This is a genomic window from Oceanospirillum sanctuarii, from assembly GCF_002150805.1.
In the GTDB taxonomy this organism is placed as follows: domain Bacteria; phylum Pseudomonadota; class Gammaproteobacteria; order Pseudomonadales; family Halomonadaceae; genus Oceanospirillum; species Oceanospirillum sanctuarii.
Map to the genome: position 1 here is coordinate 231,747 of NZ_MTBA01000001.1, position 25,693 is coordinate 257,439.

The 25,693-nt window shown below is 49.7% G+C and carries 20 protein-coding genes and 1 riboswitch; of the genes, 14 read left to right on the forward strand and 6 right to left on the reverse strand.

All coding sequences use genetic code 11. The features are described 5' to 3' along the window. The first annotated feature begins 237 nt into the window (after nucleotides 1-237). Both BV405_RS01065 and BV405_RS01070 read left to right on the forward strand, forming a co-directional pair. On the forward strand, nucleotides 238-2,181 hold the full coding sequence (locus BV405_RS01065; protein WP_176329994.1) for a sensor histidine kinase: 1,944 nt from the start codon (nucleotides 238-240) through the stop codon (nucleotides 2,179-2,181). 87 nt (nucleotides 2,182-2,268) lie between these two features. Further along, complete coding sequence (locus BV405_RS01070) at nucleotides 2,269-3,006, forward strand: response regulator transcription factor (RefSeq protein WP_176329995.1); 738 nt, start codon at nucleotides 2,269-2,271, stop codon at nucleotides 3,004-3,006. Here the strand turns inward: BV405_RS01070 and BV405_RS01075 are convergent. Next, the gene (locus BV405_RS01075) at nucleotides 2,982-3,893 is read right to left on the reverse strand and encodes a LysR family transcriptional regulator (protein ID WP_086478997.1); all 912 of its coding nucleotides are present in this window, start codon (nucleotides 3,891-3,893) and stop codon (nucleotides 2,982-2,984) included. The genes BV405_RS01070 and BV405_RS01075 overlap by 25 nt on opposite strands. A gap of 184 nt (nucleotides 3,894-4,077) precedes the next feature. On the opposite strand from BV405_RS01075, the gene BV405_RS01080 reads away from it, so the two are divergent. Beyond that, on the forward strand, nucleotides 4,078-5,145 hold the full coding sequence (locus BV405_RS01080; RefSeq protein ID WP_086478998.1) for an NAD(P)H-dependent flavin oxidoreductase: 1,068 nt from the start codon (nucleotides 4,078-4,080) through the stop codon (nucleotides 5,143-5,145). A gap of 129 nt (nucleotides 5,146-5,274) precedes the next feature. Here the strand turns inward: BV405_RS01080 and BV405_RS01085 are convergent, their stop codons facing one another. Further along, complete coding sequence (locus BV405_RS01085; RefSeq protein ID WP_086478999.1) at nucleotides 5,275-5,688, reverse strand: thiol-disulfide oxidoreductase DCC family protein; 414 nt, start codon at nucleotides 5,686-5,688, stop codon at nucleotides 5,275-5,277. Between the two features lie 401 nt (nucleotides 5,689-6,089). On the opposite strand from BV405_RS01085, the gene BV405_RS01090 reads away from it, so the two are divergent. After that, on the forward strand, nucleotides 6,090-7,073 hold the full coding sequence (locus BV405_RS01090; protein ID WP_140054412.1) for a DMT family transporter: 984 nt from the start codon (nucleotides 6,090-6,092) through the stop codon (nucleotides 7,071-7,073). A 201-nt stretch (nucleotides 7,074-7,274) separates the two neighbouring features. Here BV405_RS01090 and BV405_RS01095 read toward each other — a convergent pair whose 3' ends face one another. Then, nucleotides 7,275-7,760, reverse strand: a complete 486-nt coding sequence (locus BV405_RS01095) for an Lrp/AsnC family transcriptional regulator (protein ID WP_086479001.1) — start codon at nucleotides 7,758-7,760, stop codon at nucleotides 7,275-7,277. A gap of 286 nt (nucleotides 7,761-8,046) precedes the next feature. On the opposite strand from BV405_RS01095, the gene BV405_RS01100 reads away from it, so the two are divergent. Together BV405_RS01100 and BV405_RS01105 are read left to right on the forward strand one after the other, a co-directional pair. Next, nucleotides 8,047-10,662 (forward strand): putative bifunctional diguanylate cyclase/phosphodiesterase, encoded by a 2,616-nt coding sequence (locus BV405_RS01100; protein ID WP_086479002.1) that lies wholly within the window; start codon nucleotides 8,047-8,049, stop codon nucleotides 10,660-10,662. 238 nt (nucleotides 10,663-10,900) lie between these two features. Further along, nucleotides 10,901-12,766: a putative bifunctional diguanylate cyclase/phosphodiesterase gene (locus tag BV405_RS01105; protein ID WP_086479003.1), complete on the forward strand. Its 1,866-nt coding sequence runs from the start codon at nucleotides 10,901-10,903 to the stop codon at nucleotides 12,764-12,766. Nucleotides 12,767-12,830: 64 nt separating this feature from the next. On the opposite strand, the gene BV405_RS17930 is transcribed toward BV405_RS01105, so the two are convergent. After that, nucleotides 12,831-12,965 (reverse strand): hypothetical protein, encoded by a 135-nt coding sequence (locus tag BV405_RS17930; RefSeq protein ID WP_281251629.1) that lies wholly within the window; start codon nucleotides 12,963-12,965, stop codon nucleotides 12,831-12,833. 235 nt (nucleotides 12,966-13,200) lie between these two features. Beyond that, nucleotides 13,201-13,425: riboswitch (cobalamin riboswitch) on the forward strand. Nucleotides 13,426-13,521: 96 nt separating this feature from the next. Here BV405_RS17930 and BV405_RS01110 point away from each other — a divergent pair. The 5 genes from BV405_RS01110 to BV405_RS01130 all read left to right on the forward strand — a co-directional run bounded on the left by BV405_RS01110 (nucleotide 13,522) and on the right by BV405_RS01130 (nucleotide 19,978). After that, the gene (locus BV405_RS01110; protein ID WP_176329996.1) at nucleotides 13,522-17,949 is read left to right on the forward strand and encodes a cobaltochelatase subunit CobN; all 4,428 of its coding nucleotides are present in this window, start codon (nucleotides 13,522-13,524) and stop codon (nucleotides 17,947-17,949) included. 1 nt (nucleotide 17,950) lies between these two features. Next, nucleotides 17,951-18,418, forward strand: a complete 468-nt coding sequence (locus BV405_RS01115) for a MotA/TolQ/ExbB proton channel family protein (RefSeq protein WP_217895544.1) — start codon at nucleotides 17,951-17,953, stop codon at nucleotides 18,416-18,418. Beyond that, the gene (locus tag BV405_RS01120; RefSeq protein ID WP_086479005.1) at nucleotides 18,415-18,714 is read left to right on the forward strand and encodes a DUF2149 domain-containing protein; all 300 of its coding nucleotides are present in this window, start codon (nucleotides 18,415-18,417) and stop codon (nucleotides 18,712-18,714) included. Before BV405_RS01115 ends, BV405_RS01120 begins: the two co-directional genes overlap by 4 nt. Before the next feature lie 129 nt (nucleotides 18,715-18,843). After that, entirely contained in the window at nucleotides 18,844-19,347 is a 504-nt protein-coding gene (locus BV405_RS01125) for a hypothetical protein (RefSeq protein WP_086479006.1), read from the forward strand. Nucleotides 19,348-19,441: 94 nt separating this feature from the next. Beyond that, a complete protein-coding gene (locus tag BV405_RS01130) occupies nucleotides 19,442-19,978 on the forward strand; it encodes a YaeQ family protein (RefSeq protein WP_086479007.1) in 537 nt (178 codons plus the stop codon). Between the two features lie 122 nt (nucleotides 19,979-20,100). Here BV405_RS01130 and BV405_RS01135 read toward each other — a convergent pair whose 3' ends face one another. Continuing rightward, nucleotides 20,101-21,279: a pyridoxal phosphate-dependent aminotransferase gene (locus tag BV405_RS01135; protein ID WP_086479008.1), complete on the reverse strand. Its 1,179-nt coding sequence runs from the start codon at nucleotides 21,277-21,279 to the stop codon at nucleotides 20,101-20,103. Nucleotides 21,280-21,552: 273 nt separating this feature from the next. Between BV405_RS01135 and uvrB the strand changes: the two genes are divergently transcribed. The 3 genes from uvrB to BV405_RS01150 all read left to right on the forward strand — a co-directional run bounded on the left by uvrB (nucleotide 21,553) and on the right by BV405_RS01150 (nucleotide 25,009). Next, nucleotides 21,553-23,577 (forward strand): excinuclease ABC subunit UvrB, encoded by a 2,025-nt coding sequence (uvrB, locus tag BV405_RS01140; RefSeq protein ID WP_086479009.1) that lies wholly within the window; start codon nucleotides 21,553-21,555, stop codon nucleotides 23,575-23,577. Between the two features lie 44 nt (nucleotides 23,578-23,621). Further along, nucleotides 23,622-23,918 carry a hypothetical protein gene (locus tag BV405_RS01145; protein WP_086479010.1) on the forward strand — a complete coding sequence of 99 codons (297 nt, stop codon included), beginning with the start codon at nucleotides 23,622-23,624 and terminating at the stop codon, nucleotides 23,916-23,918. Between the two features lie 188 nt (nucleotides 23,919-24,106). Next, nucleotides 24,107-25,009 carry a GGDEF domain-containing protein gene (locus BV405_RS01150; protein WP_086479011.1) on the forward strand — a complete coding sequence of 301 codons (903 nt, stop codon included), beginning with the start codon at nucleotides 24,107-24,109 and terminating at the stop codon, nucleotides 25,007-25,009. A gap of 44 nt (nucleotides 25,010-25,053) precedes the next feature. Here BV405_RS01150 and smrA read toward each other — a convergent pair whose 3' ends face one another. After that, nucleotides 25,054-25,662 (reverse strand): DNA endonuclease SmrA, encoded by a 609-nt coding sequence (gene smrA, locus BV405_RS01155; protein WP_086479012.1) that lies wholly within the window; start codon nucleotides 25,660-25,662, stop codon nucleotides 25,054-25,056. Between the last annotated feature and the right edge of the window lie 31 nt (nucleotides 25,663-25,693).

A 25,693-nucleotide genomic window follows, 5' to 3' on the forward strand; every position in this document is an offset into this window, starting at 1 on the left:
CCGGCGTAGTGCCTTAAGAACAAACCTGCTAGCATTCCACCTCTTTAGGCCTCTTTAACATCCCAGCAGGACTTTACTGTGCTCGTGCCCTCAATTTTCAGATCTGATTTTTCTCCACTACGCGCACTGCTTGTGATGATGTTGGTCATCGGTTTGATGTTGCTCTCTATCTCCCCTGCACAGGCGAATCATCCCGAAGCACGGAGCAATACTGATCAAAGGCTGACAGCCCGGTTTATGTGGCTCGATGATCCCGAAGAGCCTCTCGAGCTGCAGCAGGTAATCAATCGCCTGGAACATGATGCTTTTAAGCCTCTGGATGGCTCTTTAGGCCGTGGTTATACCCTGTCGAATAGCTGGCTAAGCTTGAAGCTGACGGATAGTGAGTTAAATTCCTTCGATTATCTTTGGATGTCTCCCTCTCAGTTAAATGAGGTGGATGTTTATTTTCAGACAGGGATCGATGCCAAGGATGCGGACAGTTATCAGAAGGTTGCGCTGGGGGATCACACCAGTAGCGCCGAGAAACCCTATATTCATTTCAGAATGCTTTTCCCCCTGAAAAGCATCCGTTCTTATCAGGCCTATCCGTCATTTCGGGCGCTAGGCGAGTATCAGATTTTCATCAGGGTCAGAACTAATACTGCCCACTCTCTGAATGCAGTACTTCTGACTGATGAAGCTATGGTGAGTGATAGCAATAAGTATCTGTTTTTCTATGCGGGCTTTACCACTATCTCTTTTATTCTGGCGGCCTTCTCACTTTTTGTGGCTTATCGCCTGCGGGATAAGGTCTACTTTTGGTATGCGTTCTACCTGTTGACCATCATGGCATCCTATATGCCGATCACAGGGATCTTTTTTGTCGTCTTTGAGCATGCGCCTGCTTACCTTTCCGATGTATTCAGTGGTGCAGGCACAGGGCTGGGTTTCCTCTGTTTCAGTATGCTTTGTATCTACCTTTTGTCCGATGGTTCCAGAACGTTAAATTCCTGGGTCAAAGGCTATCTTCAATTAACGGCTGTACTTGGCTTAATTATGGCGATTACATCGCCCTTTGATATCTACGCATATCTCGGCCAGATTGTTGGCATTAATGCGATCCTTTTCTCAACCACTCTGATGGTTTGTTTTGCCCTGAGGCTTAAGGGCGGAACCGCTGGGGATTGGTTCGTTTTTTCTGCACTCTTCCTGACCGCAGCCGGTGTCTTCATCAATTTCAGTCGGTTGCTGGGTTGGCTGCCGGAAAATATCTTTACGATTCATATCTTCCAGTTCACTTCACTCTTACACATGCTTTTGCTGAATCAGGCCTTTGCCGAGCGCGTTATGTCTGCGGAGAAGAAAGCATTAAAAGCTGCGCAGGTATCAGAACAGCGTGCTAAAGAGATGGCTGCCGGTATGAATCACGAACTGATTAAGGTACTTGATCAGGAGAAAAGCCTGCGAATCGAGCAGGAGCGCTTTATCGATATGATCTCCCACGAATATCGGACACCTCTGTCAATCCTGAAAACCAATCTTGAGATTCTTGAACTGAAGGAGAAACCTGACTGGACGGGGCGGCATAACCTCCATGTCATGCAGCAGGCTTCCGAGCGTCTGCAGGAAGTGTTCGATAAAACGATTAAAGGGGCGAGTTGGAAGCAGGCTCTGGAACAGCGACATGAACAAAAAGAGCTGGTTTCACTTTTGGATAACTTTATGGATGAAGCTCACGTTATGTGGAGCAGTATCCGATTGAATTACACCGTAAATGCTCAGCATGCCTGGTACAAGAGTCTGGATTCTTCGCTGATGAAAACCGTGGTGTTTAATCTGGTGGATAATGCCCGAAAATACAGCTCAGATCCTTTTGCGATTAAGGTCGCTCTGAGTGAAGCGGAAGATGGTTCCGGGCTTATTTTCAGTGTGAAGAATCCCGTTACAGGTGTTGTTGGCAAGCCCGGTAAGAAACTGACTGAGAAATATACCCGGGGTAGTAACAGTGCTGGTACCAGCGGTCTTGGCTTGGGGTTGAATCTGGTTGAACAGATTGTTGATCAGCTGGGAGATCAGATTGATCTGATCGAAAATGATAACACCTTTGAGGCGCGTATCAGGCTGAGGGCACAAGCTGCGCCCGAGGAAGCCCTGTCTTCCTTTGAGAATGGTTATAAGCCGGATAACAGCATCGTCTGATATCACGGCCTGGTTTGGTTTAGATGGTACAGAGTTAAAGATAAGAGTTTGGCTGAATAACCGATTCAGTCGCAGGAGTTGATGAGAATGAACGCATTAAAAGGATTATCCCAACCTGTTTCTGTGGTGCTGGTCGAAGATGACCAGTTCTTGCGGGACAGTCTGGTGGAGTATCTGGGGCTGAAAGGATTGTCTGTGAAGGGCACGGGCACGGCTGCAGGTTTTTATCAGTTGTTGGAGCAGGAAGCATTTCAGGTCGCGGTAATCGATCTGGGCTTACCGGATGCTTCCGGTGAAGAGCTGGTGGATTTCGCCCGGAATAACAGTGAGATGTCGCTGATTGTGATTACTGCTAATGATGGCCTCAACTCCCGTGTGAATTGCTATCGCTCCGGTGCCGATCTTTTTATGGGTAAGCCTGTGGAAGGTCAGGAGCTGGCTGCTGCCATTATGAGTCTGGCTGAACGGAATATCAGTCGGGTGGCGGTGGATCAGCCCGAAGAGGATGTAGCAGCCGGTTGGCAACTGAACAGCAAGAGTTGGTCTTTGATTACGCCAAAGAATGACGATATCGAGTGTACGGTTAAGGAATATCGTTTATTGGCGATGTTGGCGGAAACACCGTCAGAGCCTGTTAAACGGCCTAAGCTCCTGATGGCGCTTTATGGTCGAGACGACGAAAGCGCCCAGCGTGCGCTGGATACTCTGGTGCGTCGCTTGCGCCAGAAGATCCAGCAGGATTGGGATGAAGAGGGTTCTCCGATCCGTACGGTTTACAGTGTCGGGTATCTGTTTGCTGATCAGATTGTGGTTAAAGCGTCCTGATTACAGGCATTTTGTTCTTTGATGCTGGTGACCAGCTCTTTGATGCCGTCCAGCTTGGTAGATTGATAGTTGCGTCGCCAGATCAGTAGGGTTTTCACCAGTGCAAAGCGTTCTGGCAGCTCAAAACGCTGAACGCTTGGTCCGATCAACAGCACATCTAATACCGCCTCCGGTATCACGGCGATGCCGGTTCCTGCCGACACACAGGCTGCCAACGCGTGATAGGAACTCATCTCCATACAGTTACGTGCAGTAGCACCTTCACTGGCCAGCCAGTTTTCAAAAATTCTGCGATAGGCGCAGCCGCTGCGGAAGGTGATAAGATTTTCATTCAACGCATCGCTGGCTTTGTTAAAACCCTTGCCACGGGCTGCGATCAGCACCAGTTTTTCCTGATGAGCTTCCATGCTTTCAAATTCATCAGAGGTGATAGGTTCACCAACAAAGGCGGCATCCAGATCATAATGCTGAACCCGTTCCACCAGATTGGCGGTGGTATCGGTGACCAGATCCAGCTGTACTTTAGGATGTTTAGCGTGATAGGCCGAGAGCAGTTCCGGCAGACGGGCGGCCGCTGTGCTTTCCATAGAGCCTATCCGTATCTGCCCCTGAGCAACCCCGCCCCGAAAAGCCGCTTCGGTATCTTCGGCCAGTTGTAGAAGACGATCGGCGTAGCTCAGTAGCAGGGTGCCTTCTGCGGTCAGCTCCAGCCGACGGTTGATACGATGGAAGAGGGTGACTTCTAAGCGTTCTTCCAGCTGCATCAATCGGGTACTGATATTCGATTGCACACGATTAAGTTTACGGGCTGCCCGTGTCACGCCGCCTTCAGTGGCAACCGTACGGAAAATTTCCAGTGCATCCAGGTCCAGATTATTTAAAGCCATCTCAATTCCAGATCAGGTGTTCTTGATTAATCATTTTTAATGATGCTGATGCTAGCATATTCTCTGCGCACCCTATAAAGCGACTTTAGCTCTAAGTTTGATTGTCAGATCCTGGATTGTTTGTCAGATCCTGATTTGATAGCCAGATCCTATTTCGGGTGTCGCAAAAGATTCAGGAGCATCTATGTCCGAGCAAATCCAAACCAGAACCCCTCAGGCGCTGTTTCAAAGCCTTCAATATCCGATATTCCAGGCGCCTATGGCGGGTTCTCAGGATAGTGTACTTGCGATTGCCGTGAGTGATTCCGGTGGTCTTGGTGCTTTACCCTGCGCCATGCTTTCGGTGGAGCAGGTAGCTGAGCAGCTTGAGTTAATTCGGGCGAAGCAGGGACGTGCTATCAATTTGAATTTCTTCAGTCACACACCGCCTGAGCCTTCGGATGAGGATCAGAAACGTTGGCTGGATACTTTGGCTCCTTACTTTAACGAGTTGGATGTTGATCCCGCCAGTGTCGCATCCGGTGCAGGTCGTCAGCCTTTCTCCCGGGATTATCTGGACGCCATTGCGCCTTTTAAGCCTGAAGTGGTTAGTTTCCACTTTGGCCTGCCGGATAAGAGCCTGATGACTGAGATTAAAGCCTGGGGAGGCCTGATCGCCTCTTCAGCGACAACCCTTGCGGAAGGTCTCTGGTTGCAGGACCAGGGCGCGGATCTGGTGATTGCTCAGGGTTTGGAAGCCGGTGGCCACCGGGGACATTTCCTGCGAGCTGATCTTGAAGAGCAGTTGCCAACCCGCGAGCTGGTTAAAGGTCTGGTTCAGCAACTTGATATTCCTGTCGTCGCCGCAGGTGGAATTTCAACGCCGCAGCAGGTTTCTGAGATGCTGGAGCTTGGCGCTAGTGCTGTTCAAATTGGCACAGGGTTTCTGCTCACTCCGGAAGCTAAAACATCGGCATTGCATCGAAGTGCTCTGAAAAGTGAGATGACTCAGAACACGGCAATTACCAATCTGTTTTCCGGCCGCCCAGCACGGGGTATGGTTAACCGCCTGATGGCGGAGCAAGGACCTATGTCGGATAAAACACCTGCGTTCCCGCTGGCAACCAATGGTATCGCTCCTTTGAGAGCTGCTGCTGAGAAACAAGGAAGTTGGGATTTTTCGCCGCTATGGGCAGGGACAGGTGCAGCTGAGTGTCAGGAGAAGTCAGTTACTGAACTGATTAGCTGGTTTGCGGGGGCTTCTCCGTTATAAGGCTGCTCAGCTCGAACGTTGCTCAGTTTGAAGGCTACTAAGTTAGTCATAACGCACACAATGTTAGCCATAAAGCACACAATACAAGCAACCGATAAGCCAGCTCAGAACCTGAGTTGGCTTTTCTCGTTATCGGATACAACGATCACAGGGCTCACGCTGTAAACGGGGGCGAACTTTGGCAAAGCCTGCATACAAGCCATCAAAAAGTGGTTTCAGAACCGGCCACGCTGTGGGTGCCATCAGCCAGCCAAGGCCGATTTCCCGATAGATGATTCTTGTGGCATCCATCGCTGTCCACCATTCTTCGTCAGGCCCTTTGAGATGAAGAGCTTTCATCAGCGTCTCAAGACTACGCCCGGTAGGTTTGGGATCGAAAGAGGGCTCGCTGATATCAATAAAGCCGAGCCGATAGCTTTTGCTGGCGCAACGCTTCTTGAGCCAGTTAACTTCTTTACGGCACAGCGGGCAGGCACCGTCGTAATAAAGCGTGTAGTTGTCCTTGAGTTGACTTGCCATTTTGGGCTGGTCCGATCTGGTCATCTGATACTCCGCTGGTTTTCTTTCAGTGTTGCTCTTTTGTATTGCTCTGATTAGTGCCGGTTAATTCTGTCTGGCTCTTCTCAGTATCACTGTTTGTCCGCGACCTGATTTTACGAAGAGCCGGATTCACCGGTTTAGTTTTCTGTTGATTTTACCCTCCCTCCTTCCCGGTGCTCTTCTCTGAATAGGTTTGGTTGTATGTTGGCTTTGATCGCTATCTATTGCTTATTGCTTGGTTTTTGAATTGATTTATTTTCTTTTTGTTAGCTAAAACAGCTAATCAGGTAGTTTTATAAGCTGTCTTTGATCACTTATGCCAAAGGAGTTTGGCGACAATGTTGTGAAAATAACAACATGTGGGATTAAGCCGCTGGCTTAACCCCGATTATCGGGAAGTGATTATGTCCGCTGATACACTGATCCATTCAAATAACGCTACTCTTGAAGACCGTGACAGTAAGAAATCTTCTGTTCTGGAGGTGAAATCCTTGGAGATGCCTGCCGCTCAGAAGATGTTGGGTTTGGGCGCGGCACTGATGATGGTGTTTGTCTGGTCTGGCTATTTTTTGTCTCTGCGTGCCGGTGCGGTAACGCCCATCAGTACCTTTGAGATTGCCATGCTACGTTTTGGCCTGCCGGGACTGATTCTGCTGCCTGTATTTTTCCGAAACATACAAAAGATCCGACAGGTTCCTGTGATCTATCTGTTGGGGATGCTGATCGGTGGTGGTTTGCCGTTCTTCTGGCTTGGGGCTATGGGAATGCAGCTGGGGCAGGTTGCCGAGGGCAGTACGCTGATTCCGGGTGTGGCGCCACTTTTTGTCACCATGATGGCCGTGCTGATTTTTAACCAGCCTCTTTCCGGTTGGCGTCTGGCGGGTCTGATTCTGATCTTTTCCGGTGTGATCGCTTTCATCGCTAACTCTGTGGCCGGAAGTACTCATGTTGGTGCAATTGTTCTCTTTCTGTCGGCGAGCTTTCTCTGGGCGCTGTTTGCGCTCTCCATTCGTCAATGTGGCTTATCGCCTTTAGTTGCCGCGTCTACGGTGGCGGTGCCGACAGGCACTCTGCTTTTGCTGTCGGGCCTGATTCTGCAACCTGAACTGGGCTGGTTTCAACTGACGTTGGAACAACAGTTGGGCCAGTTGGTCGCTCAGGGTTTGGGCGCGGGTCTGGCATCGGGTCTTCTGTTTGCTTTTGCCATCAGTCGCCTTGGTGCTGAGGTGACCTCTGCGATCGGTTCTCTGACACCAGTTGCAGCGTCAGCAATCGCTTACCTCTGGTTTGGCGAAGAGGTGACTCTGATGATTATTGGCGGGATTGCTCTGATCAGTCTTGGGGTGGTGCTGGCCAGCGGTATGATCAAAGGACAACTGTCTGAATAACGGTCGCATAATGTTTCTTCAGGAAAGGCGGAGATCCTGGGTTTAATACGCTTGGGGTTTAAGACGTTTAAGAGTTGAAGAAATTTGAGGTTTATCGGCTTAGCACTGCTTCTTCCTGATGCAGTGCTGAGTTTTCTGCACAGATGGATGTTGTGCAGAAGAGAGTGTTTTGAGCTCTGATTCTCTAATCGGAGGGACGTCTTAACTCAGATGATTCAGGGGCAGTTCTGTGCGGGTTTTAACCTGACGCAGTACGAAGCTGGTTCGTATGCTGGTCACGCCTTCAATCCGGTTTAATTCATTCAGCAGAAAGTGTTCGTAATAGGCCATATCCGGCATTACCACTTTCAGCATAAAGTCCGCATCGCTACCTGTAATAAGAGCGCATTCGAGAACTTCATCGTAATTCAGGATTTTGCGCTCGAAGGTTTCCAGTCTTTCCGGAATCTGGCATTCCAGACAAACCTGAACATAGATGGTGAGATCCAGTCCCAGAGCGGTCTGGTTCAGCAGCGTCACCTGACGATTGATAATGCCCGCATCTTCCAGAAGTTTTACCCGGCGGGCGCAGGGAGAGGGGGAGAGGCCGACCTGTTCTGCCAGTTCAAGGTTGCTGATGTTGGCGTTTCTTTGCAAAACCTCGAGGATACGGCGATCAATTCGGTCAAACTGTTTTGTTTTATGCATAACAAACCATTTCTTATTGTTGGTAAAGCAGTGGTCAGCGTTACCTGACCGGAAGCATCTAGTTTTTTTTATTGCTGGCTGGCTATTCTAAAGATTTTTTAGAGTGTTGGCTTCAGCTGTAAGCTGTTTTCCACTATTCCTCCCAAATAACCCTATAACCAATGGGGGAGAGCCTGCATAAGCTTTGAGCTGTATCATCAGGAATCGTTTCAACCCCTGTTTAAATGGACGCGTCCGGTTTTATTTCAGTGAGCTGTTTTTTTATTGGTCGCCAGAGAGCAAGTGAATGCCGTTACATCGTAAAATCATCCGCTTTATCCGAACACTTCGGGGCTATGTGCTTATCTCCATTATGGCGGTGTCCATGGTGGTCTTTCTCAGTGTCACACTAACGGCAACCCTGCTGTATGAGGATGTGATTCATCGTCAGGCGGCGCAAACGTCTGAAAGCATCGCCCAAAGTACCTTTAACAGTATGTTTCAGGTGATGCGTCAGGGGTGGACACGACAGGATCTGGAAGCCTTCCTCACAGAAACCAAAGCCTCTTTTGCAGACACTCCCTTCGATATTGAAATCTATCGCGGTGAACGGGTTGAGGGTCTGTTCGGTACCATTAAACAACCGGTTTTAGATGCTGATATCCAGCAGACCTTTCAGGACGGTGAACACCATCTGAGCCGTTCCGACAACATTATCCGTCGTCTGTATCCGCTTAAGGCCCGAAGTGAATGCCAGCAATGTCATACTAATGCTCAGGTTGGTGATGTACTTGGGGTTATTGAGATCAAACAGGATCTGCAGCCATTCAGCCAGGATATCCGCCAGAACTACATCGCACTCTTTATTATCGCCGCTATGCTGATCATTTTTGCGGCGCTGGCCATTTCGGCATCGATCTCGGTTCGCATCAAGCAGTCTATGGAGCGCTTTAAAGAGCAGCTTAAGGATGTGAACTCGGTTAAAGATTTCCGCGAGCTGGATACCAAAAAAGTCGACTTTTATTTTGATGAGTTTAATCAGGCCTTTACCCATGTCGGCTCTCTGATGGAGAAGCTGAAAGATGTAGCGGTGGATAAGGATATTCTCGAATTTGAGATCCGCCTGCTAAGTAAATTTATTATCACCTCTGATGTGGTTCGCGACTGGCGTGATTTTATTAAAGACCTGCTGGTGGATATCAATACCATCATTCAGGCTCACACTCTGGTGACCATCTTTCAGGTGGATGATGAGGGATACGAGCTTGAAGTGTTCTGGTATCAGGATGTACCAGAAGAGACCCGCACCGCTTTTGAAAATTTCCTGCGGGCAAATATTGAAGGGGATCAGCATTTCCATAAGGGTGCGGTGATTCTGAGTATTACCCATCATGTTGCTCACCCTGAGCCTGAAACTCTGGGGTTGCGTCCGATTACACCGGAAGATATTGAACTACAGACTAAGTCTCTGCTGTTGGAAACACCTAAAATTGGTGGTGTGGTCGGTATTGGTGTGCAGTCGGATCTGGCCCGTGATCCTATCCGACACATTGTGATCGATGGCATTCTGACCACCCTGCTGAACCTGGTGGGCTCAGTTAAAGCGATCTACAAGTACACCCAGGATCTGGAGTTTTATGCCACCCGTGACCCTCTGACCAGTCTGCATAACCAGCGTATGTTTAAAGAGCTGCTGGGGTATGAAGTGGGGCGCGCCAGTCGGCACAAAGACAGTTTTGCCCTTCTGATGCTGGATCTGGATAACTTTAAAACCGTCAATGACCGCTTTGGTCATGCTTATGGCGACCAGTTCCTACAGGCATTTGCCAAGGTGCTGGAAGACTCTGTTCGTCCCGGTGATTTCCTATCCCGCTACGGTGGTGATGAGTTCACCATTATCCTGCCGGAAGCGACTCAGGAGCAGGCATTCTCGGTTGCGCAGCGTATCAAGCGAGCTATTGAACAGATGGATCTGCGTTCACCGGATGGTGAGCAGATGCGGGCGACCAGCTCGATCGGTATTGCTATTTACCCGGAGCACGCGAAGAATCCAAGAGATCTCTTCCTGCTGGCGGATAACATGATGTACAAGGCAAAGCGTCTTGGACGTAACAGTATCGCCCTACCGGATGATGATGAAGTCGCCGAGGTTTATAAGGAGGCGGGAGCCAAGAATATTATGGTGCTTAACGCTCTTGAAGAGGAGCGGATCGTGCCTTATTTCCAGCCGATTGTGGATGCGAAAAATGGTGAGGTTGAAATTCACGAGCTGCTGATGCGTATTCAGATGGACGACCGCATCGTTCCGGCAGGGGAGTTTATTGATATCGCCGAAGGGATCGGGGTGGTGCATAAGATGGACTATATGCTGATCGAAAAAGCCTTCGATCAGATGGTTGCTCAGGGCTACACCGGTAAGCTGTTTGTGAATCTGTCACCGAAATCTCTGATTGTCAGTGAGTTTATTGGCCGAATTCATCAATTGGCGCTGGATAAGAATATTGGGCCTGAGCGCATCGTTTTTGAACTGACCGAGCGTGAGACGGTGAGTAACCTCAACTTGCTTGAGAAGTTTGTACTGGATCTGAAGCTGGAAGGTTTTAATTTCGCCATTGATGACTTTGGTTCGGGTTTCTCCTCCTTCCACTACATCAAACACTTCCCGATTGATGTGATCAAAATTGAAGGCGAGTTTATTCGCAATATGCTCAACGATGACAAATATATGGCCTTTGTGAAGAGTATTGTGACTCTGGCGCAGAACCTGGGAATTAAAACCATCGCTGAATTTATCGAAGATGAAGAGGTTATGGATAAGGTTCGTGAACTGGGTATCGATTATGGGCAGGGCTACTATCTGGGGCGTCCCGGAGATACTTTCGCTCAGAGTCATGCCCAGTTGCTGACAGAAGCCAGTGATTAGCAGTGTTTGAACGCTGTTGGTTATGACATAGAAAGGGCGGGTGTCTATCCTGCCCTTTTTAGATTTTGCCAACCTGGCTTGCAATATAACCCTGATAAGCCTACTGTTTTTCATACCTTTTTAAGCGTACAATATTTCGCTAATTGATATATGGTAAATATCTCTTTTAATCGGTTGTTTTATCAGGGTATTTGCCTCAGGGACGTTATCAGCGCTATCGTCAGCTGGGAGAAAATGAATGGAAGCAGAAATCCCTACCGTAGGTAACGATGTTGTGGATTACAGTGGTTTGAGCCGCGAAGAACTTGAGCTGCAGCTTAAAGAACACGTACAGGAAGCGGATAAGATCCGTCATCACCTGAAAAGTGAAGTTCGTCGGCACAGAGATACCTCTGCAAGGCTGAATCTTATTAGCCGTGTTGTTGAAAACGCCCATTTTGCAGTGATGATTACCGATGCAGATCAGCATCTGGTTTATGTCAACGAAGCCTATACCCGCCTGACCGGCCTCAAATCTACGGATGTGGTTGGCCGCACCCCAAAAGTTAACCAATCCGGCCGCCATGGCCCCGATTTTTACCAGAAAATCTGGCGTGAGCTGAATCGCCGAGGTGTCTGGCGTGGTGAAGTCTGGGACCGTCGTCCTGATGGCAGCTTCTTTATGAAGTATCTCTCCATCGAAGTGGTTCGGGATGAGGCAGGCGCCGTCACCAATTATTTTGCCATCTTCAGTGATCTTTCGGAGCAGAAACGCACGGAAGAAGAGCTGGAGCGCCTGACGCACTATGATCCTCTGACCGAACTGCCTAACCGGATTCTTTTCCGTAACCGACTGGGCCATGAATTCAATATTTCCAACCGTCATCAGTCCCGAACCGGTCTTCTGGTACTGAACCTTGACCGTTTCCGTATGATCAACGATGCCTTTGGTTTTGCCATTGGTGATGATCTTCTGGTTCAGGTGGCGGAGCGCCTTAAGGGGCGTGTGCGTTCGACCGATCTGCTGGCGCGCCAGGAAGATCGATCGGAGCGGGATTCAGACCTGATCTCCCGCATTGGCGGTGATGATTTCAGCTTTATTCTGAGTGAGCTGCGCGCCCCTGAAGATGCTAACGTCGTTGCCCGTCGCTTGTTGGGGGTATTTGATAAACCTTTCGATGCAGAAGGTGAAGAGGTTTTTCTATCCGGCAGTATCGGAATTGCGGTTTACCCCGATAATGCCCGAAGCGAAGATGGCCTGATGCAATGTGCCGAAGCTGCTTTGAATATGGTTAAGGCCGAAGGCAAGGGGGGGTATCGTTTCTTCTCCGATGAGTTGAACCGAAGTAGCGCTGAGCGGGTTCGTCTGGAAGCTCGTTTGCACCGTGCTGTTGCCAATGAAGAGTTTACTCTGCACTACCAACCTAAGCTGGACTTTAAAACCGGCAAGATGATGGGGATGGAAGCCTTGCTGCGCTGGCCCCAGGATGATGGATCTATGGTGCCGCCGGGGAGCTTTATTCCTCTGACGGAAGATACCGGTCTGATCAATCCTATTGGTCGCTGGATTATTCTGCAGGCGATGCAGGATACCTGTCGTATCAATCAGGAAACGGGTCTTAAGCTTCAGGTGGCCATTAACCTTTCGGTTCGTCAGTTCCTGAATCCGGGCGTTGTGGGTGTTATTCAGGAAGCGCTACAGATTACCGGGATTGATCCTTCGCTGGTGGAGTTTGAAATCACTGAGAGCATGCTGATCGATAAGGTCGAAGATGCCCGGCAGTCGATGGATAACCTTCGGGATCTTGGGGTTAAGCTGGCGATTGATGACTTTGGTACCGGTTATTCCTCATTGTCTTACCTGAAGGAATTTCCGGTTAATACTATGAAAATAGATCGCTCCTTTATTGCCCCTTTGCAAAAGGGGCCTGAGGCTGCAGCCATTGTCGGAGCTTTGGTGTCTCTGGGTAAAGCGATGGGTTTGAATGTGGTTGCAGAAGGCATTGAAAATCAGGAGCAGCAGGAGCTGGTTGCTTCATCTGGCTGTGATCTGGGGCAGGGATTCCATATTGCTCGCCCTATGCCCCTTGAAGACCTGATTGCGGGCGTGAAAAAGACCGCCTGAGATATTCCTATACAGTGAATTCCGTTTTTTATAAGAAGTGGGATGAGTCTTATGGAAACGGGATTCAGTTTGGCAGATGGCGGATCTTCGCAGACAGTTGCTGATGTTTCTCGTGAAGCTGGCGGCTGATCTCCTGAAACTCACTGATGAGCAGCCCTAAACGATTCAACTGGCACTTTTTAGTTTGTTTGCGTGACATTGGTTGACCCTTCTTTTTATTTTGTCTCTATAGATACATCTTTACGACTACTTAGTTCTCACGGTTCACCTTGATAATTACTCTACCTGCCGTTTTCTTTTGGTTTGTTGTCGCTTTTGTCGGTTTCGGCACTGGGGCTTTAGGTGCAAATGATTCTTGTGATCGCAAATGAGATAGGCTAAGGTCACGCCCCATTAAAGGACTGAGAAAAAAGATTGGCTTTTCAGGATGTTGGCCAGAAAAAACGATTTCGGGTGCTGTGATTTCACAGTTAAACGGGAAGCAGGTACACCGCCTTATTCTTAAAGAGGTATGTTCAAGCCTGCACTGCCCCCGCAACGGTAGATGATCCTAATGCGCTGCTGATCCACTGTGATGTTTTATCATGGGAAGGTGCAGTTGCCAGTGCTTTGAGTGCTGGGTCATAAGTCCGGAGACCGGCCTGAGATTTCCCCACGAATATGTAAAAGGCTCATCTCGGGTGGAGATGAATGTGGAACTCTGCAACCGCTGTATCTCAGCGGGCTACCCGTGTGTGCCAAAGGAAAGGTGTCCTTTGGTTAGTAAGTTAAAATCTCTGTTTATTCTCAGGCGTGCTCTTGTTGGCGTTCTGACATTTCTTTCTCTTTTTACTTTCAGCTACAGCGCTCAAAGTGCTCAGTTGTTTTCTCTGGTATCCGATCGTGCAGCCAGTGAATGGGCGGCGGCTGCGTCAGACTTTCATCGTGTGTACCCCAATCATCATCTGATTGCCCGTACTCCAACTCAGTTTCTTGCGGCTACAGAATCAGAGCGACAGTCCTGGTTGGCCTCAGATGTTGTTTTTGCTGCAGGCCAGTTTGGTGAAGTGGCTGATCTGCTGTTGAAGCATAACTGGGAACCAAACGATCAGCTGGTGGTTGTGCACAGTGATCGTCGTTTGCTGCAACAGCAACAGATTGGTCAGAGTCGTCTGTTTGCTCCTTTGCCATCTGATTTGATTGAGCATTGGCGACGTCCACCGGATGGCGATGCCTTTTATCAATGGATGGAACAAGAGTTTCGGCAGAACCCTCAGTTCAGCTATTGGCTGAAGGCCAAGCTATTCTGGCAGCAGGGCGGCCTGAATAACCTGACAGGGCTGTTTGCTCATCTTCTGTATCCCTTTGATAACAGCCTTAAAGTGCCCGAGGTTAAAGTTCAGGATAATGTGCGTTTTGCGCTTTATGGAAAGTCGGGTTTTGATAAAGCCTACAACTTGTCAGAGCTGAACCAACTTCCGGTCAAATCTGAGCCCAGTTTGGTTCTGCTGGATCATATTAAGGCAGAGCGTGCCGGTGACAGAGATCTGAGCACTTTGCTGTGTGCCCAAAGCGGCCTGCAATGTATTCGGGTGCTGTCTGCCTGGGGACAACCGACCGCCGATGCTATTACTGCGTTACAACGTATCCTGCCAGCTGAACAGCCTAAGGTGCTGATCAACCTGAATGACTTTGTTTTAGGTGGCGGTGAGCACCGGGAAACGGTGAATACGCTGTTAGCCCAATGGGGCATCCCTGTCTTGAAAGGGATTCGCTTGTGGGAGCAGACTGAAGCTCAGTGGCAGGCTTCTCAGGTTGGGTTGCCGGTTCAGACGGTGCATTATCGCATCGCCATGCCTGAGCTACAGGGGCAAAGCCAGCCGTTGGTACTGGCAGCTTTAACGCCTGCCAAAACCGATCCGATAACAGGTATAGAGCTGCGTTTGAGTCATCCCATTGAGTCTCAGGTGGATTATCTGCTGAAACGGGCAAAGCGCTGGCTGGTGCTGCAGGAAAAAGCGAATGCTAACAAACGAGTGGCCATCATCTATTACAACCACCCGCCGGGTCGCCACAATATCGGAGCGGATAACCTCAATGTGCCGGAAACCCTCTGGCATCTCCTGAATGAGCTTAAGGCGGCGGGCTACAACACGGGGACTTTGCCGGAGAGCGCTGAAGCCCTGCTGGATCTGATACAGCAGTCTGCGGTGAATCTGCCTGAGGATGCTTCTGTACTGGCGGATATGTCTCAGCGGGTTCAGAACATGAGTGCGGACCGCTATCAGAAACATCTGGATAGCTGGCCTGAAGCGTTGCAGCAGGAGTTGATTAACGGCCCTCTGGCTTATCTGCAATCCAGTACCCGTGAGGCGATCCGAATTGCCATTAGCCGTGGCGGCTTGGCTCAGGCGGATCGTGAGCTGCTTCAGCGAAATCTGCGGGAGACCATCGACAGTGTCCATCATCTGCTGGAAGGCGCGGATCATAACGCCAGAGACAGAGCGCTGAATCTTCTGGACCAGCTGGAGGCTTCCTTCGAGAGCTGTCTGGAGAAAGCCGATATCACTGCAGATTCAGAGTGTTGGCGTGAAGGTGAGGTCCTGATCTCAGGACTTCGCAAAACCGGTATCGAAGGACTCAGGGGCTGGGGAGAGGCTCCCGGTCGCATCATGGTCTGGAACAATGAGCTGCTTCTGCCAGGACTGCAGTTTGGCAATATCTTTATCGGTCCTCAGCCGCCAAGGGGCTGGGAGCTGAATGAAGAGCTGCTGCACGCTAATACCCGTTTTCCCCCACCGCATCAGTATGTGGCCTTTTACCATTTCCTGAAGTCGGAATTTAAAGCGGATGCCTTAGTGCATCTGGGACGACATTCGACCTATGAGTTTTTGCCCCGCAAGCGAACCGGATTGTCTGCTGAAGATTATGCGACTGGCCTGATTGCCGACCTGCCAAGCATCTATCCCTACATCGTTGATGGCGTGGGTGAAGGAATTCAGGCTAAGCGTCGGGGTAGTGCAGTGATGATCGATCACCTGACACCGCCTTTGATTGCAACGCCTTTGTACGATGATCTGCTGGCGCTGCGTCAGCTGATTGAGAGCTTTGAAGCTGCTGAGATCCGTGAGGATGAAACCGGGCAAAATCAGGCGGTCTCTCAGATTCGGGATACTCTCAACCGACTCAACCTGAATAAAGAGCTGGAAGCCTCCATGGCGGCAGAGCTTAAAGTGCGCGGTGTGAGCTTTGATCAGGTAGATGATCATCTGCTGGTGCATGAGGTTGGTCACTATCTGACGGAGCTACAGGAAGAGTTTATGCCCATGGGGCTGCATGTGTTCGGCCGAAACTGGCAGCCGAATGCGGTAGAAACCTTGTTGACCTCGATTTCTGATGATCTTGCCGTTCGTGAGAAATGGCGTGAGCCTTTGAGTCTGTCTCCAAGCCATGAGATGAGCGCTTTGCTGGCGGCACTGAATGGCGGTTTTGTGGCAGCGGGTAAGGGTAATGACCCGATCCGAACGCCGGAAGCATTACCTACCGGACGTAACTTTTATGCCCTGGACAGCAGTCTGATTCCGTCCAAGCTGGCCTATGAACAGGGCAAAGCTTTGGCAAGGGAAGCTCGCGCTAACAGCCAGTCAGCTCCCGGAGAAAGGGAGGCCATGGTGCTATGGGCGTCGGATACGGTGCGTGATGAAGGTGCGATGATCGCCTTTGCTATGGATATGCTGGGGGTTAAGCCCCGCTGGAGTCGCCGCGGGATTCTGAAAGGGATTGAGCGTTTAAGCCATACAGAGATGCAGTCTGACGAAGCAGGACGTGTCCGTCGTGATTTTGTCTTTACCACATCAGGTCTTTTCCGCGACCTTTATGGTGATCAGCTGGAATGGTTGGATCGAGCTGTTCTGCTGGCACTGGATGCGTCCTCCGAGCGCATTCGCCGTGAACTGCCGTCCCTCTCCCTTGCTCTGAATGAAGCTTTGTCACCTTTAGGTGTGTTGCAGAATCCGGGGAATGAGTCGCTGGAGTTTAACCGCATCGCGATGAACTGGGTGAAGGATGCTCAACAGCTTATGGCTTCTGGCTTAGGAGCCGAAGAGGCAGGGCGTAATGCCAGTATGCGACTCTTTGGCACCTTGCCGGGTGGCTATGGTGCTGGAGTAAATCGTGTGGTTGAGCGTTCCGGTAGCTGGCAGCATCGCAGTCAGGTTGCTGAGGTCTATCTGAACCGTATGGGCTATGCCTATGGCTTAAATCGTCAGGGCGATGTGGCGCACGACAGCTTCAATCGTAACCTTGCCACTGTAAGCAACACCTATCTCGGGCGAGCCAGTAACCTGTACGGCCTGATCGATAACAACGATGCCTTCGACTTTCTCGGCGGTCTGAATATGGCCGTTGAACATCAGCGTGATGGTCAGGTGCCGGTCAGCTGGGTTATTGATCATGCAGACAGGAACAATACCTCGGTTAAACCTCTGTCCCGGGCGATGATGCAGGAGTTTCGAGGACGTTATATCAACCCTGAGTGGATTAAACCTCTGATGGCTGAGGGCTATGCTGGTGCCCGAACCATGGGTAGCGAATTTCTGGAATATCTATGGGGCTGGCAAGTGACAAGTCCTGAGATTGTACAAAGCTGGGTCTGGGATGAAGTGAAGTCGGTTTATGTGGATGACAGCCTGCAGTTGGGATTGGATGAGTTCCTGAAGGACTCGCAGAACATCCATGTTTATAACAACATGTTGGCCGTGATGCTGGTGGCTGCGGAAAAAGGTTTCTGGCAGACCGATGAGGAAACTCTTAAGCAGCTTGCAGAGCAGTTCACTCAGCAGGTGCTGGTTAATGGTTTGCCGGGTAGCGGACATACCAGCCCGGATAACCCGCTTTTCGACTGGTTAGAAGACTATCTCTCAGCTTCAGACTTTGGCGAGCTGCAGGCGCTGCTGGAATCGACCCGGTTACCTGAAGTCACCAAGACCGTTTCTCCATCCTCAGTTTCTGAGATAACACTTCAGGGTGAAGACAATAAAGTGACGGACGCGGACTTTCAGGACTCAGAGAAAGCAGCAGATGAGTCTGCTGATGCTGCATCGGATTCTCAGCAAGGCGATGAGCTGCATTGGTTGATTTATCTTCTCCTGGCAGGGTTGATGGCGATTTTTGTACTGGGCTTTATCAGAGGCAGACGAGGTTGATATGGGATTGATGGAAGGACTGACACAGGGCGTTGCCCAGGGGATCCTGCACCAGTTGGTAGCCTTGCTGCTGGATCCGGTGATTATTCTGCTTCTGCTGGTCACTCTGGTTTCGGTAGCTGACATAGGTTTGTTGCTGGGAGAGCGCTTTGGTGGCCTCAAAGCTGCCTCAAGTAAGCTCTCTCTGGATGAGTTGGAATACCAGTTAAAAAAACGGGTAGAACGCTCTGACTTTGTTACCCGTTTAGGCCCTATGCTGGGCTTGATGGGGACGCTGATTCCCCTTGGGCCGGGTCTGGCGGCTTTGGGGCAGGGGGACTTTCAGCAGCTGACTCAGGCGATTACTGTTGCTTTTGATACAACGGTTCTGGGCTTGCTGGTGGGAGTTGTGGGCTTTATCAGCAGTCGGCTGCGCCGCCGCTGGTATGATCATCTGTTAGCGAAGCTGGAAGCGGAGCAGGCAGTATGAGTAGCAGGCGTCGATGGAGTCATTCCCGCTTTGATCAGAGCGATGAGGAACCCTTAGGTCCTTTGGCAAACCTTGTTGATCTGATGCTGGTTTTCGTTTGTGGTCTGGTGGCGGCGCTGGTTGCTATCAGTCCGGACCTGAGTCAAAAACTCCGTCAGTCAGACCGTATTCAGCAGGGGCGTGAACTTCCTGAAATACCGAAAGGAATCGGTGAGGGAGGCTCAGGTTATCAGTCCGTGGGTAAGGTTTATAAGGATCCGCAAACCGGAAAACTGATTCTGATCAGTGATGACTAACTCCTTTAAGAGGGTTGTTGCCAAGTCTTAACATATACCTGATTGAAATCTTCTCTGTTCGCATTAACCCGAATAAAATCCATGCTGTATAAAGGGTTATTTCAAATGCGTTATTGAGGATTGTGAGTTATGAAGGAATATATCGGACTTGGCATTGTTGTATTTTCCCTTATTTTCGCTGTAAGTGCGGCTTTTATGGCCTGGCGGTTAAAGCAACGTCTTGATTCCGCTAATTCAAAGGTCGCGCTGGAGAAAACCCGCCGCGAGGAGCGCCGGAAAACCTATCAGGAAGTGATTGCTCAGCTTGAGCATGCGATCTCATCTGTGACGAAAGGTGATCCGGAGCTGAATAATCTGTTTGATGATCTGTCACCGAAACTCCATCTGCACGCTTCTGAGGAAGTGAACTCCAACTTTATCGAAGTCTGCCTGCTTTTGGAGAACTGGACGGCGATGAAAGAGGATGTTGAAAAGACCTCTCTGGATCTGCAGCAGAAGCCGGATCAGGCGATGGTTATCGAAGAGCGTTTGTCTGAACAGAAAAAACAGGCGTTGGATGCCTATCAGTTGTTCAAGCATAAGTTTAATAAGCTGGGGGCGATGATGCGTAAGGAGATGAGCGAAGCCCTGTAATGTTTTTCTCTGCAAAAGGGACTGCGGCTTGAGCTTTACCCCACATCACCGTATATTCCGCATCCATCATTCTTATTGCAGTTAAGGACGCCAAATGGCCCTGAAATCAACCGTTTACAAAGCAACGGTGAACCTTGCCGATATGGATCGGGGTGTCTACCTCGATCAGTCTCTGACACTTGCCCAACACCCTTCTGAAACCGATGAGCGCATGATGCTGCGTATTCTGGCCTGGAGCCTGAATGCAGTTGAAGGTCTTGAGTTCACCAAGGGCTTGTGTGTGGATGATGAGCCGGAGATCTGGAAGAAAAACTACTCTGACGAGATCGAACTCTGGATTGAGCTGGGTAACCCGGATGAGAAGTGGCTGCGTAAAGCGTCTTCCCGCGCTCAGCAGGTAATTCTGTACACCTATGGTGACAATGCAGCTCCTATCTGGTGGCAGCAGAATAAGAGTAAGTTATCCCGCTTTGAGAACCTGCAGGTCTGGAATATCAGTGATGCTGTGATTGAGCAGCTGGCGCAGATGACAGAGCGTACGATGCAGATTCAGGTTACGATTCAGGATGGAACCGCTTGGTTCAACTGTGGTGATCTTACGGCTGAGGTTCGTCCCGAGCGCTGGAACTGATCCCGCTTTTTGTTTGAGCCTGAGATGTAAAAAAGGCCTTGTTGTGAATCAACAAGGCCTTTTTTTTTGCCTGATTTACCCAGGTATCTATTCCGGAGGGTAAATCAGGCTTTTGCGAAAGATTAAGCCAGCTCTTTAGCCAGACGATCCATCGCAGATTCCAGATTTGCATTGCTGGTTGCAAATGAGATACGCATGCAGCCTGCAGTACCGAAGGCAGAACCTGGTACCAGTGCAACACCGGCTTTTTCCAGCATAGCTTCAGCAAATTCTACATCGCTGTCAGAACCGTAAGCTTTGATCGCTTCGGAGAAGTCAGCAAATGCGTAGAAAGTACCGTCACCCGCCAGGCAGTTTACGCCCGGGATCGCATTCAGTTTTTCAACAACGAAATCGTGACGCTGTTTGAAAGAAACCAGCATCTCAGCGATACATTCCTGAGGACCATCCAGAGCCGCTTCAGCAGCGTACTGAGAGATGGACGCAGGGTTAGAAGTTGACTGAGACTGAATCTTCTTCATTGCGCCGATAACTTTTGCAGGACCTGCTGTGTAGCCGATACGCCAGCCTGTCATGCTGTAAGCTTTGGAAACGCCGTTCAGTACGAAAGTGCGGTCGTACAGTTCAGGAGTTGCATTCAGAATGTTGCAGAATTCCTGACTCCAGATGATGTGCTCGTACATATCATCGGAAGCAACCATCACATGAGGATGTTTCTTCAGTACTTCACCCAGCGCTTTCAGCTCGTCCAGAGAGTAAGCCATACCGCTTGGGTTAGAAGGGCTGTTGATCACAACCAGTTTGGTGCGAGGTGTGATTGCCGCTTCCAGCTGCTCAGCAGTGATCTTGAAGCGATCAGCAGCGGTTGTCTCGATAATAACCGGCTTACCTTCAGCTACGATCACCATATCCGGGTAAGAAACCCAGTATGGAGCAGGGATGATCACTTCGTCGCCCGGGTTCAGCAGGGCCAGAGCCAGGTTGAAGAAACTCTGTTTGCCGCCGGAAGAAACCAGAATCTGGTTCGGCTCGTACTTAAGACCGTTATCGCGCTCGAATTTCGCTATAATGGCCTTCTTTAAGCTTGGTGTACCGTCAACAGCGGTGTATTTCGTCAGGCCATTATTAATAGCCTCAATCGCTGCATTTTTGATGTGTTGCGGGGTGTCGAAGTCCGGCTCACCAGCGCCCAGGCCAATAATGTCTTTGCCTGCTGCGCGAAGCTCTGCCGCACGGTTGGTGACCGCTAAAGTCGGTGAAGGTTTGATTGACTGTACGCGATCTGACAGTTGTACGTCCAAGCTGATATCCTCAATTTATTTTCAGTCAGAAAATAGGCGTTATGCAGACGAATCATACAGGAGATACCGGCCTTTCGTGAAGGGTAGAAAGTTTAAAAATTCTGCCAAAAAGTCCGGTAAAACCTTACGTTTGCGTTGATAGTTGGCATGTTAATCTCTGCTTCGGTATTCGCAATTAATCATCCATCGTAGATGATGTTTGTGGTAGCTTTTAAAGCTTTGGCGGTGTTTGCTGAATTTTGTCATTTTTTTAAGAAATAAGTCTGGTTAAGCATGGAATCACAGAAAAAATTTAAGCTTCATTCCCGTTTTAAACCGGCCGGTGATCAGCCTGCAGCTATTGGTGCTCTTTGCTCGGGTCTGGACAGTGGTTTGATGCATCAAACCCTTTTAGGGGTGACGGGTTCCGGTAAGACTTTCACCATGGCCAATATCATCGAGCGCACCCAGCGACCAACTATTATTCTTGCCCATAACAAGACCCTGGCGGCGCAGCTCTATGGCGAATTTAAAGAATTTTTCCCGGAAAATGCCGTTGAGTACTTTGTTTCTTACTATGACTACTATCAGCCTGAAGCTTATGTGCCGGCATCAGATACCTTTATTGATAAAGATGCCTCTATCAATGAGCACATTGAACAGATGCGACTTTCGGCCACAAAGGCGCTTCTGGAACGTAAAGACTCTCTGATTGTTGCCACAGTATCTGCGATCTACGGTCTGGGGGATCCCAAGTCTTACCACAAGATGGTGCTGCATATTAACCGTGGTGAGCGTATTGATCAGCGCCAGATGCTGCGCCGTTTAGCTGAGTTGCAGTACACCCGTAATGACCTGGATTTCCGTCGTGCAACCTATCGCGTTCGCGGGGATGTGATCGATATCTTCCCTGCTGAATCGGATCAGGAAGCGGTGCGGGTTGAGCTATTCGATGATGAGATTGATAACATTTCTGTCTTTGATCCCCTGACCGGCGAGCAACTGCGGAAACTGCCGCGTATTACCATCTACCCGAAGAGTCACTACGTGACTCCCCGAGAAACCGTGATTGAAGCCACCGAGCATATTAAAGATGAGCTTAGGGATCGGGTGGAATGGTTCCGTGAGCATGACAAGCTGGTGGAAGCTCAGCGAATTGAGCAGCGTACCCTCTATGATATTGAGATGATGCTGGAGCTTGGCTACTGCAACGGCATCGAGAACTATTCCCGTTATCTCTCAGGGCGTGATCCGGGTAATGCGCCACCGACTTTCTTTGATTATCTGCCGGATGATGCCTTGCTCTTTATCGATGAATCCCACGTAACCGTGCCTCAATTAGGCGCTATGTATCGTGGTGACCGTTCGCGGAAAGAGACCTTGGTGCAGTACGGTTTCCGTTTGCCGTCAGCGCTGGATAACCGGCCGATGAAATTTGAGGAGTGGGAGCAGATCTCGCCTCAGATGGTGTTTGTGTCTGCCACTCCGGGTAATTACGAGGCTGAGAATCAGGGGCAGGTTGTTGAGCAGGTTGTTCGGCCTACCGGTCTTCTTGATCCGGAAATTGAAGTCCGACCGGCAACGACTCAGGTTGATGATCTGATGTCTGAGATCAATCTGCGTGTGGCGGATGGCGATCGTGTTCTGGTGACCACACTGACCAAGCGTATGTCGGAAGACCTGACCGATTATCTGTCGGATCATGGCGTTAAAGTGCGCTATCTGCACTCGGATATTGATACCGTTGAGCGGGTCGAGATTATACGAGATCTGCGTCTGGGCGAGTTTGATGTGTTGGTGGGGATTAACTTGCTGCGTGAAGGTCTGGATATGCCGGAGGTTTCATTGGTAGCGATTCTGGATGCGGATAAAGAGGGCTTCCTTCGCTCTGAGCGCTCCCTGATTCAGACCATTGGCCGTGCCGCCCGTAACGCTAAGGGTAAAGCGATTCTGTACGGTGATCGCATTACCGGCTCCATGCAGAAAGCGATTGATGAAACCCAGCGTCGTCGTGAGAAACAGATGGCTGCCAACGAAGCGGCGGGCATTACGCCTCAGACGGTGATGAAAAATGTTGCTGATATCATGGAAGGGGCACGTATTCCCGGTAAGAAAATCAGTAATAAGTCCACTAAGAAAGTGGCTGAGACCGTGGGCGAATATCAGGTTGATCCTGTACTGATGCCTCCGGAGCAGTTGATGAAAACCATCAGCAAGCTGGAAGACAAAATGTATGAGGCTTCCAAGAACCTTGAGTTTGAACAGGCGGCTCAGATTCGGGATGAGATTCAGCGTCTCAACAGCCATCTGCTGAAGTAACGGCGTTTTAAATCAAACGAAACTGAATTATTCGGAATAACGACATGGATGTTTTTCTCTACGGTGCTGCCGTTCTGGTAACACTCGCTATCGGTGTTTTTGGCTGGATCGCACTGGCTTTTGCCTCTTTGCCGGGTAGCTCCATCAGTCATGCATGGCACGCACGGACGATACGGGGATTGTTCTATACCTACCCCGGAGTGGTGGTTGGTTCGCTATCACTTCTTGACTCGTCAGATTGGAGCATACTCTGGTGCTTAGCTCCCGTGATACCTGTTTTTATGGTCTATCTGATTTTTAAGATCGTTGACTCGGCCAATAAAGCCAAACGTCAGCGCTAATCGCTATTTAGTACTCAGTATTTCGCTGCTCTTGTCAGGTAGCAGCTCATATTTCGATGCTTTACCGAATGCCGAACCCCGTATATGCTAAACAAGTAATGAGTCTGCATCTAAGCACGGATTTGCCAAGTGTTCAGGCTTCTAATTAAGCAAAGGATGCTCAGAAAAATATAATAAAGTGAGCTTATATGATTAACTTTGCTGAGATGTCTCTCGTTCTACAGGCGTTGCCTGATCCCGCATTTATTCTTTCCCGCTCCGGTAAATATGTTGCTGTCTTTGGGGGGCGTGATACCCGCTATTACCATGATGGCGGCGGTCTGGTCGGTTGTTACATTACCGATCTGATCAAGCCTGCCAAGGCGGACTGGTTTCTGAAAAAAATTGGTGAAGCTCTGGAAACCGGCCGCCTGATCATTGAGGAATATGAACTCAGTAATAAGGATGTGGCGGGCCTGCCTGATGAGGGGCCTGATGAGCCCATCTGGTTTGAAGGCCGCGTGCAGTCACTGGACTTTACTATCGATAATGAGGAAGTGGTGCTTTGGGTGGCGAGTAATATCACCGAGCGCCATCGGCTGGAAGTTCGGCTCAGAGAGCTCAGTGATACGGATCAGCTAACCGGTTTGTACAATCGCCGGAAACTGGATGATCAGCTACAGGCTCACTATGAAAACTTTACCCGTTATCAACTGCCTCTCTCAGTGGTCAGTTTTGACCTGGATGATCTCAAACCGCTTAATGATTCACTAGGTCATGGCGCTGGTGATATGGCATTACGCCGAGTAGCCGATATCTGCCGGGAACAACTGAGAATGAATGATATTGCCTGTCGCATGGGAGGGGATGAGTTTGTAATTTTGCTGCCGAATACAAAACATTTTCAGGCACAGAAATTTGCAGACAGATTCAAAGACAGCTGCAATACCGCACTTTGCCAGTTGAATGATCAGAGTTTTTCCCTCTCAGTCAGTATTGGTGTAGCGACTTGCATAGCCGCCGACACAGATCCCTATGATGTGGTCCGCAGAGCGGACATCGCTTTGTATGAGGCAAAAAAAGCCGGCAAGAACTGCATTGTTGCCGGCTGAGTTTGCTTCTTTATTCCCTTTCCGAAATTTCTTCAATTAGTTTTCTAACCTGCTTTAGGCTGACGTCCCTGTTTAATGTGGCGATCGCGATTTATCGCTTTTTGACGCTCACTTTTCTTGAGCAGAACATACAGTGCAGAGCTGCCGCCGTGACTTTTATGGGCGCTATTAACCGCGATGACCTGAGGGAATTCCGGTAACCAACGGGCTAGGTAGCTTTTTACGACACAGGGAAGGGAGTCTGGTGTACTGCCTTTACCAAAGCTAATCAGGGCAACGCGAATATCGTGGCGATAACAGTCTTCGATAAATTCGAAAACCTCCTTGCGGCAGAACTCAACAGGCTTTTTATGCAGATTCAGTGCGGCATCAATGGGATATCTTCCCTGTTTAAGACGTTTGTAGACGCCTTCCTGTACTCCATCTTTTTTATACTCAACAGGGTCGAAGGGGCCTAGCAGGTCCACAAACTCATCGGAGAGAAAGTTCTTGTCCTGCTTGGTTTGCTCTTGTGCGGCATTCCTGCGTGCCTCCAGTGTTTTCACATCCTCTTTCTGACTGGTTTTCAGGTCGGCTTTCTGATCCTGTTTGATCGGAACCACTCCACGCATTTCCCGTAGGAAGTAGTCCAGATCGTCATCTTGGTAAGCCATAGCTGTCTCCCAATGAGGTGGTTGGATTTTG

Excerpts from the sequence above, each read along its gene's own strand:
- BV405_RS01115 (WP_217895544.1), top strand. The coding sequence starts at position 17,951 with ATGGGATTGATGGAAGGACTGACACAGGGCGTTGCCCAGGGGATCCTG.
- BV405_RS01150 (WP_086479011.1), top strand. The coding sequence starts at position 24,107 with ATGATTAACTTTGCTGAGATGTCTCTCGTTCTACAGGCGTTGCCTGAT.
- BV405_RS01090 (WP_140054412.1), top strand. The coding sequence starts at position 6,090 with ATGTCCGCTGATACACTGATCCATTCAAATAACGCTACTCTTGAAGAC.
- BV405_RS01105 (WP_086479003.1), top strand. The coding sequence starts at position 10,901 with ATGGAAGCAGAAATCCCTACCGTAGGTAACGATGTTGTGGATTACAGT.
- BV405_RS01120 (WP_086479005.1), top strand. The coding sequence starts at position 18,415 with ATGAGTAGCAGGCGTCGATGGAGTCATTCCCGCTTTGATCAGAGCGAT.
- BV405_RS01080 (WP_086478998.1), top strand. The coding sequence starts at position 4,078 with ATGTCCGAGCAAATCCAAACCAGAACCCCTCAGGCGCTGTTTCAAAGC.
- BV405_RS01130 (WP_086479007.1), top strand. The coding sequence starts at position 19,442 with ATGGCCCTGAAATCAACCGTTTACAAAGCAACGGTGAACCTTGCCGAT.
- BV405_RS01065 (WP_176329994.1), top strand. The coding sequence starts at position 238 with ATGTGGCTCGATGATCCCGAAGAGCCTCTCGAGCTGCAGCAGGTAATC.
- smrA (WP_086479012.1), bottom strand. The coding sequence starts at position 25,662 with ATGGCTTACCAAGATGACGATCTGGACTACTTCCTACGGGAAATGCGT.
- BV405_RS01085 (WP_086478999.1), bottom strand. The coding sequence starts at position 5,688 with ATGACCAGATCGGACCAGCCCAAAATGGCAAGTCAACTCAAGGACAAC.
- BV405_RS17930 (WP_281251629.1), bottom strand. The coding sequence starts at position 12,965 with ATGTCACGCAAACAAACTAAAAAGTGCCAGTTGAATCGTTTAGGGCTG.
- BV405_RS01075 (WP_086478997.1), bottom strand. The coding sequence starts at position 3,893 with ATGGCTTTAAATAATCTGGACCTGGATGCACTGGAAATTTTCCGTACG.
- BV405_RS01125 (WP_086479006.1), top strand. The coding sequence starts at position 18,844 with ATGAAGGAATATATCGGACTTGGCATTGTTGTATTTTCCCTTATTTTC.
- BV405_RS01095 (WP_086479001.1), bottom strand. The coding sequence starts at position 7,760 with ATGCATAAAACAAAACAGTTTGACCGAATTGATCGCCGTATCCTCGAG.
- BV405_RS01145 (WP_086479010.1), top strand. The coding sequence starts at position 23,622 with ATGGATGTTTTTCTCTACGGTGCTGCCGTTCTGGTAACACTCGCTATC.
- uvrB (WP_086479009.1), top strand. The coding sequence starts at position 21,553 with ATGGAATCACAGAAAAAATTTAAGCTTCATTCCCGTTTTAAACCGGCC.
- BV405_RS01070 (WP_176329995.1), top strand. The coding sequence starts at position 2,269 with ATGAACGCATTAAAAGGATTATCCCAACCTGTTTCTGTGGTGCTGGTC.
- BV405_RS01100 (WP_086479002.1), top strand. The coding sequence starts at position 8,047 with ATGCCGTTACATCGTAAAATCATCCGCTTTATCCGAACACTTCGGGGC.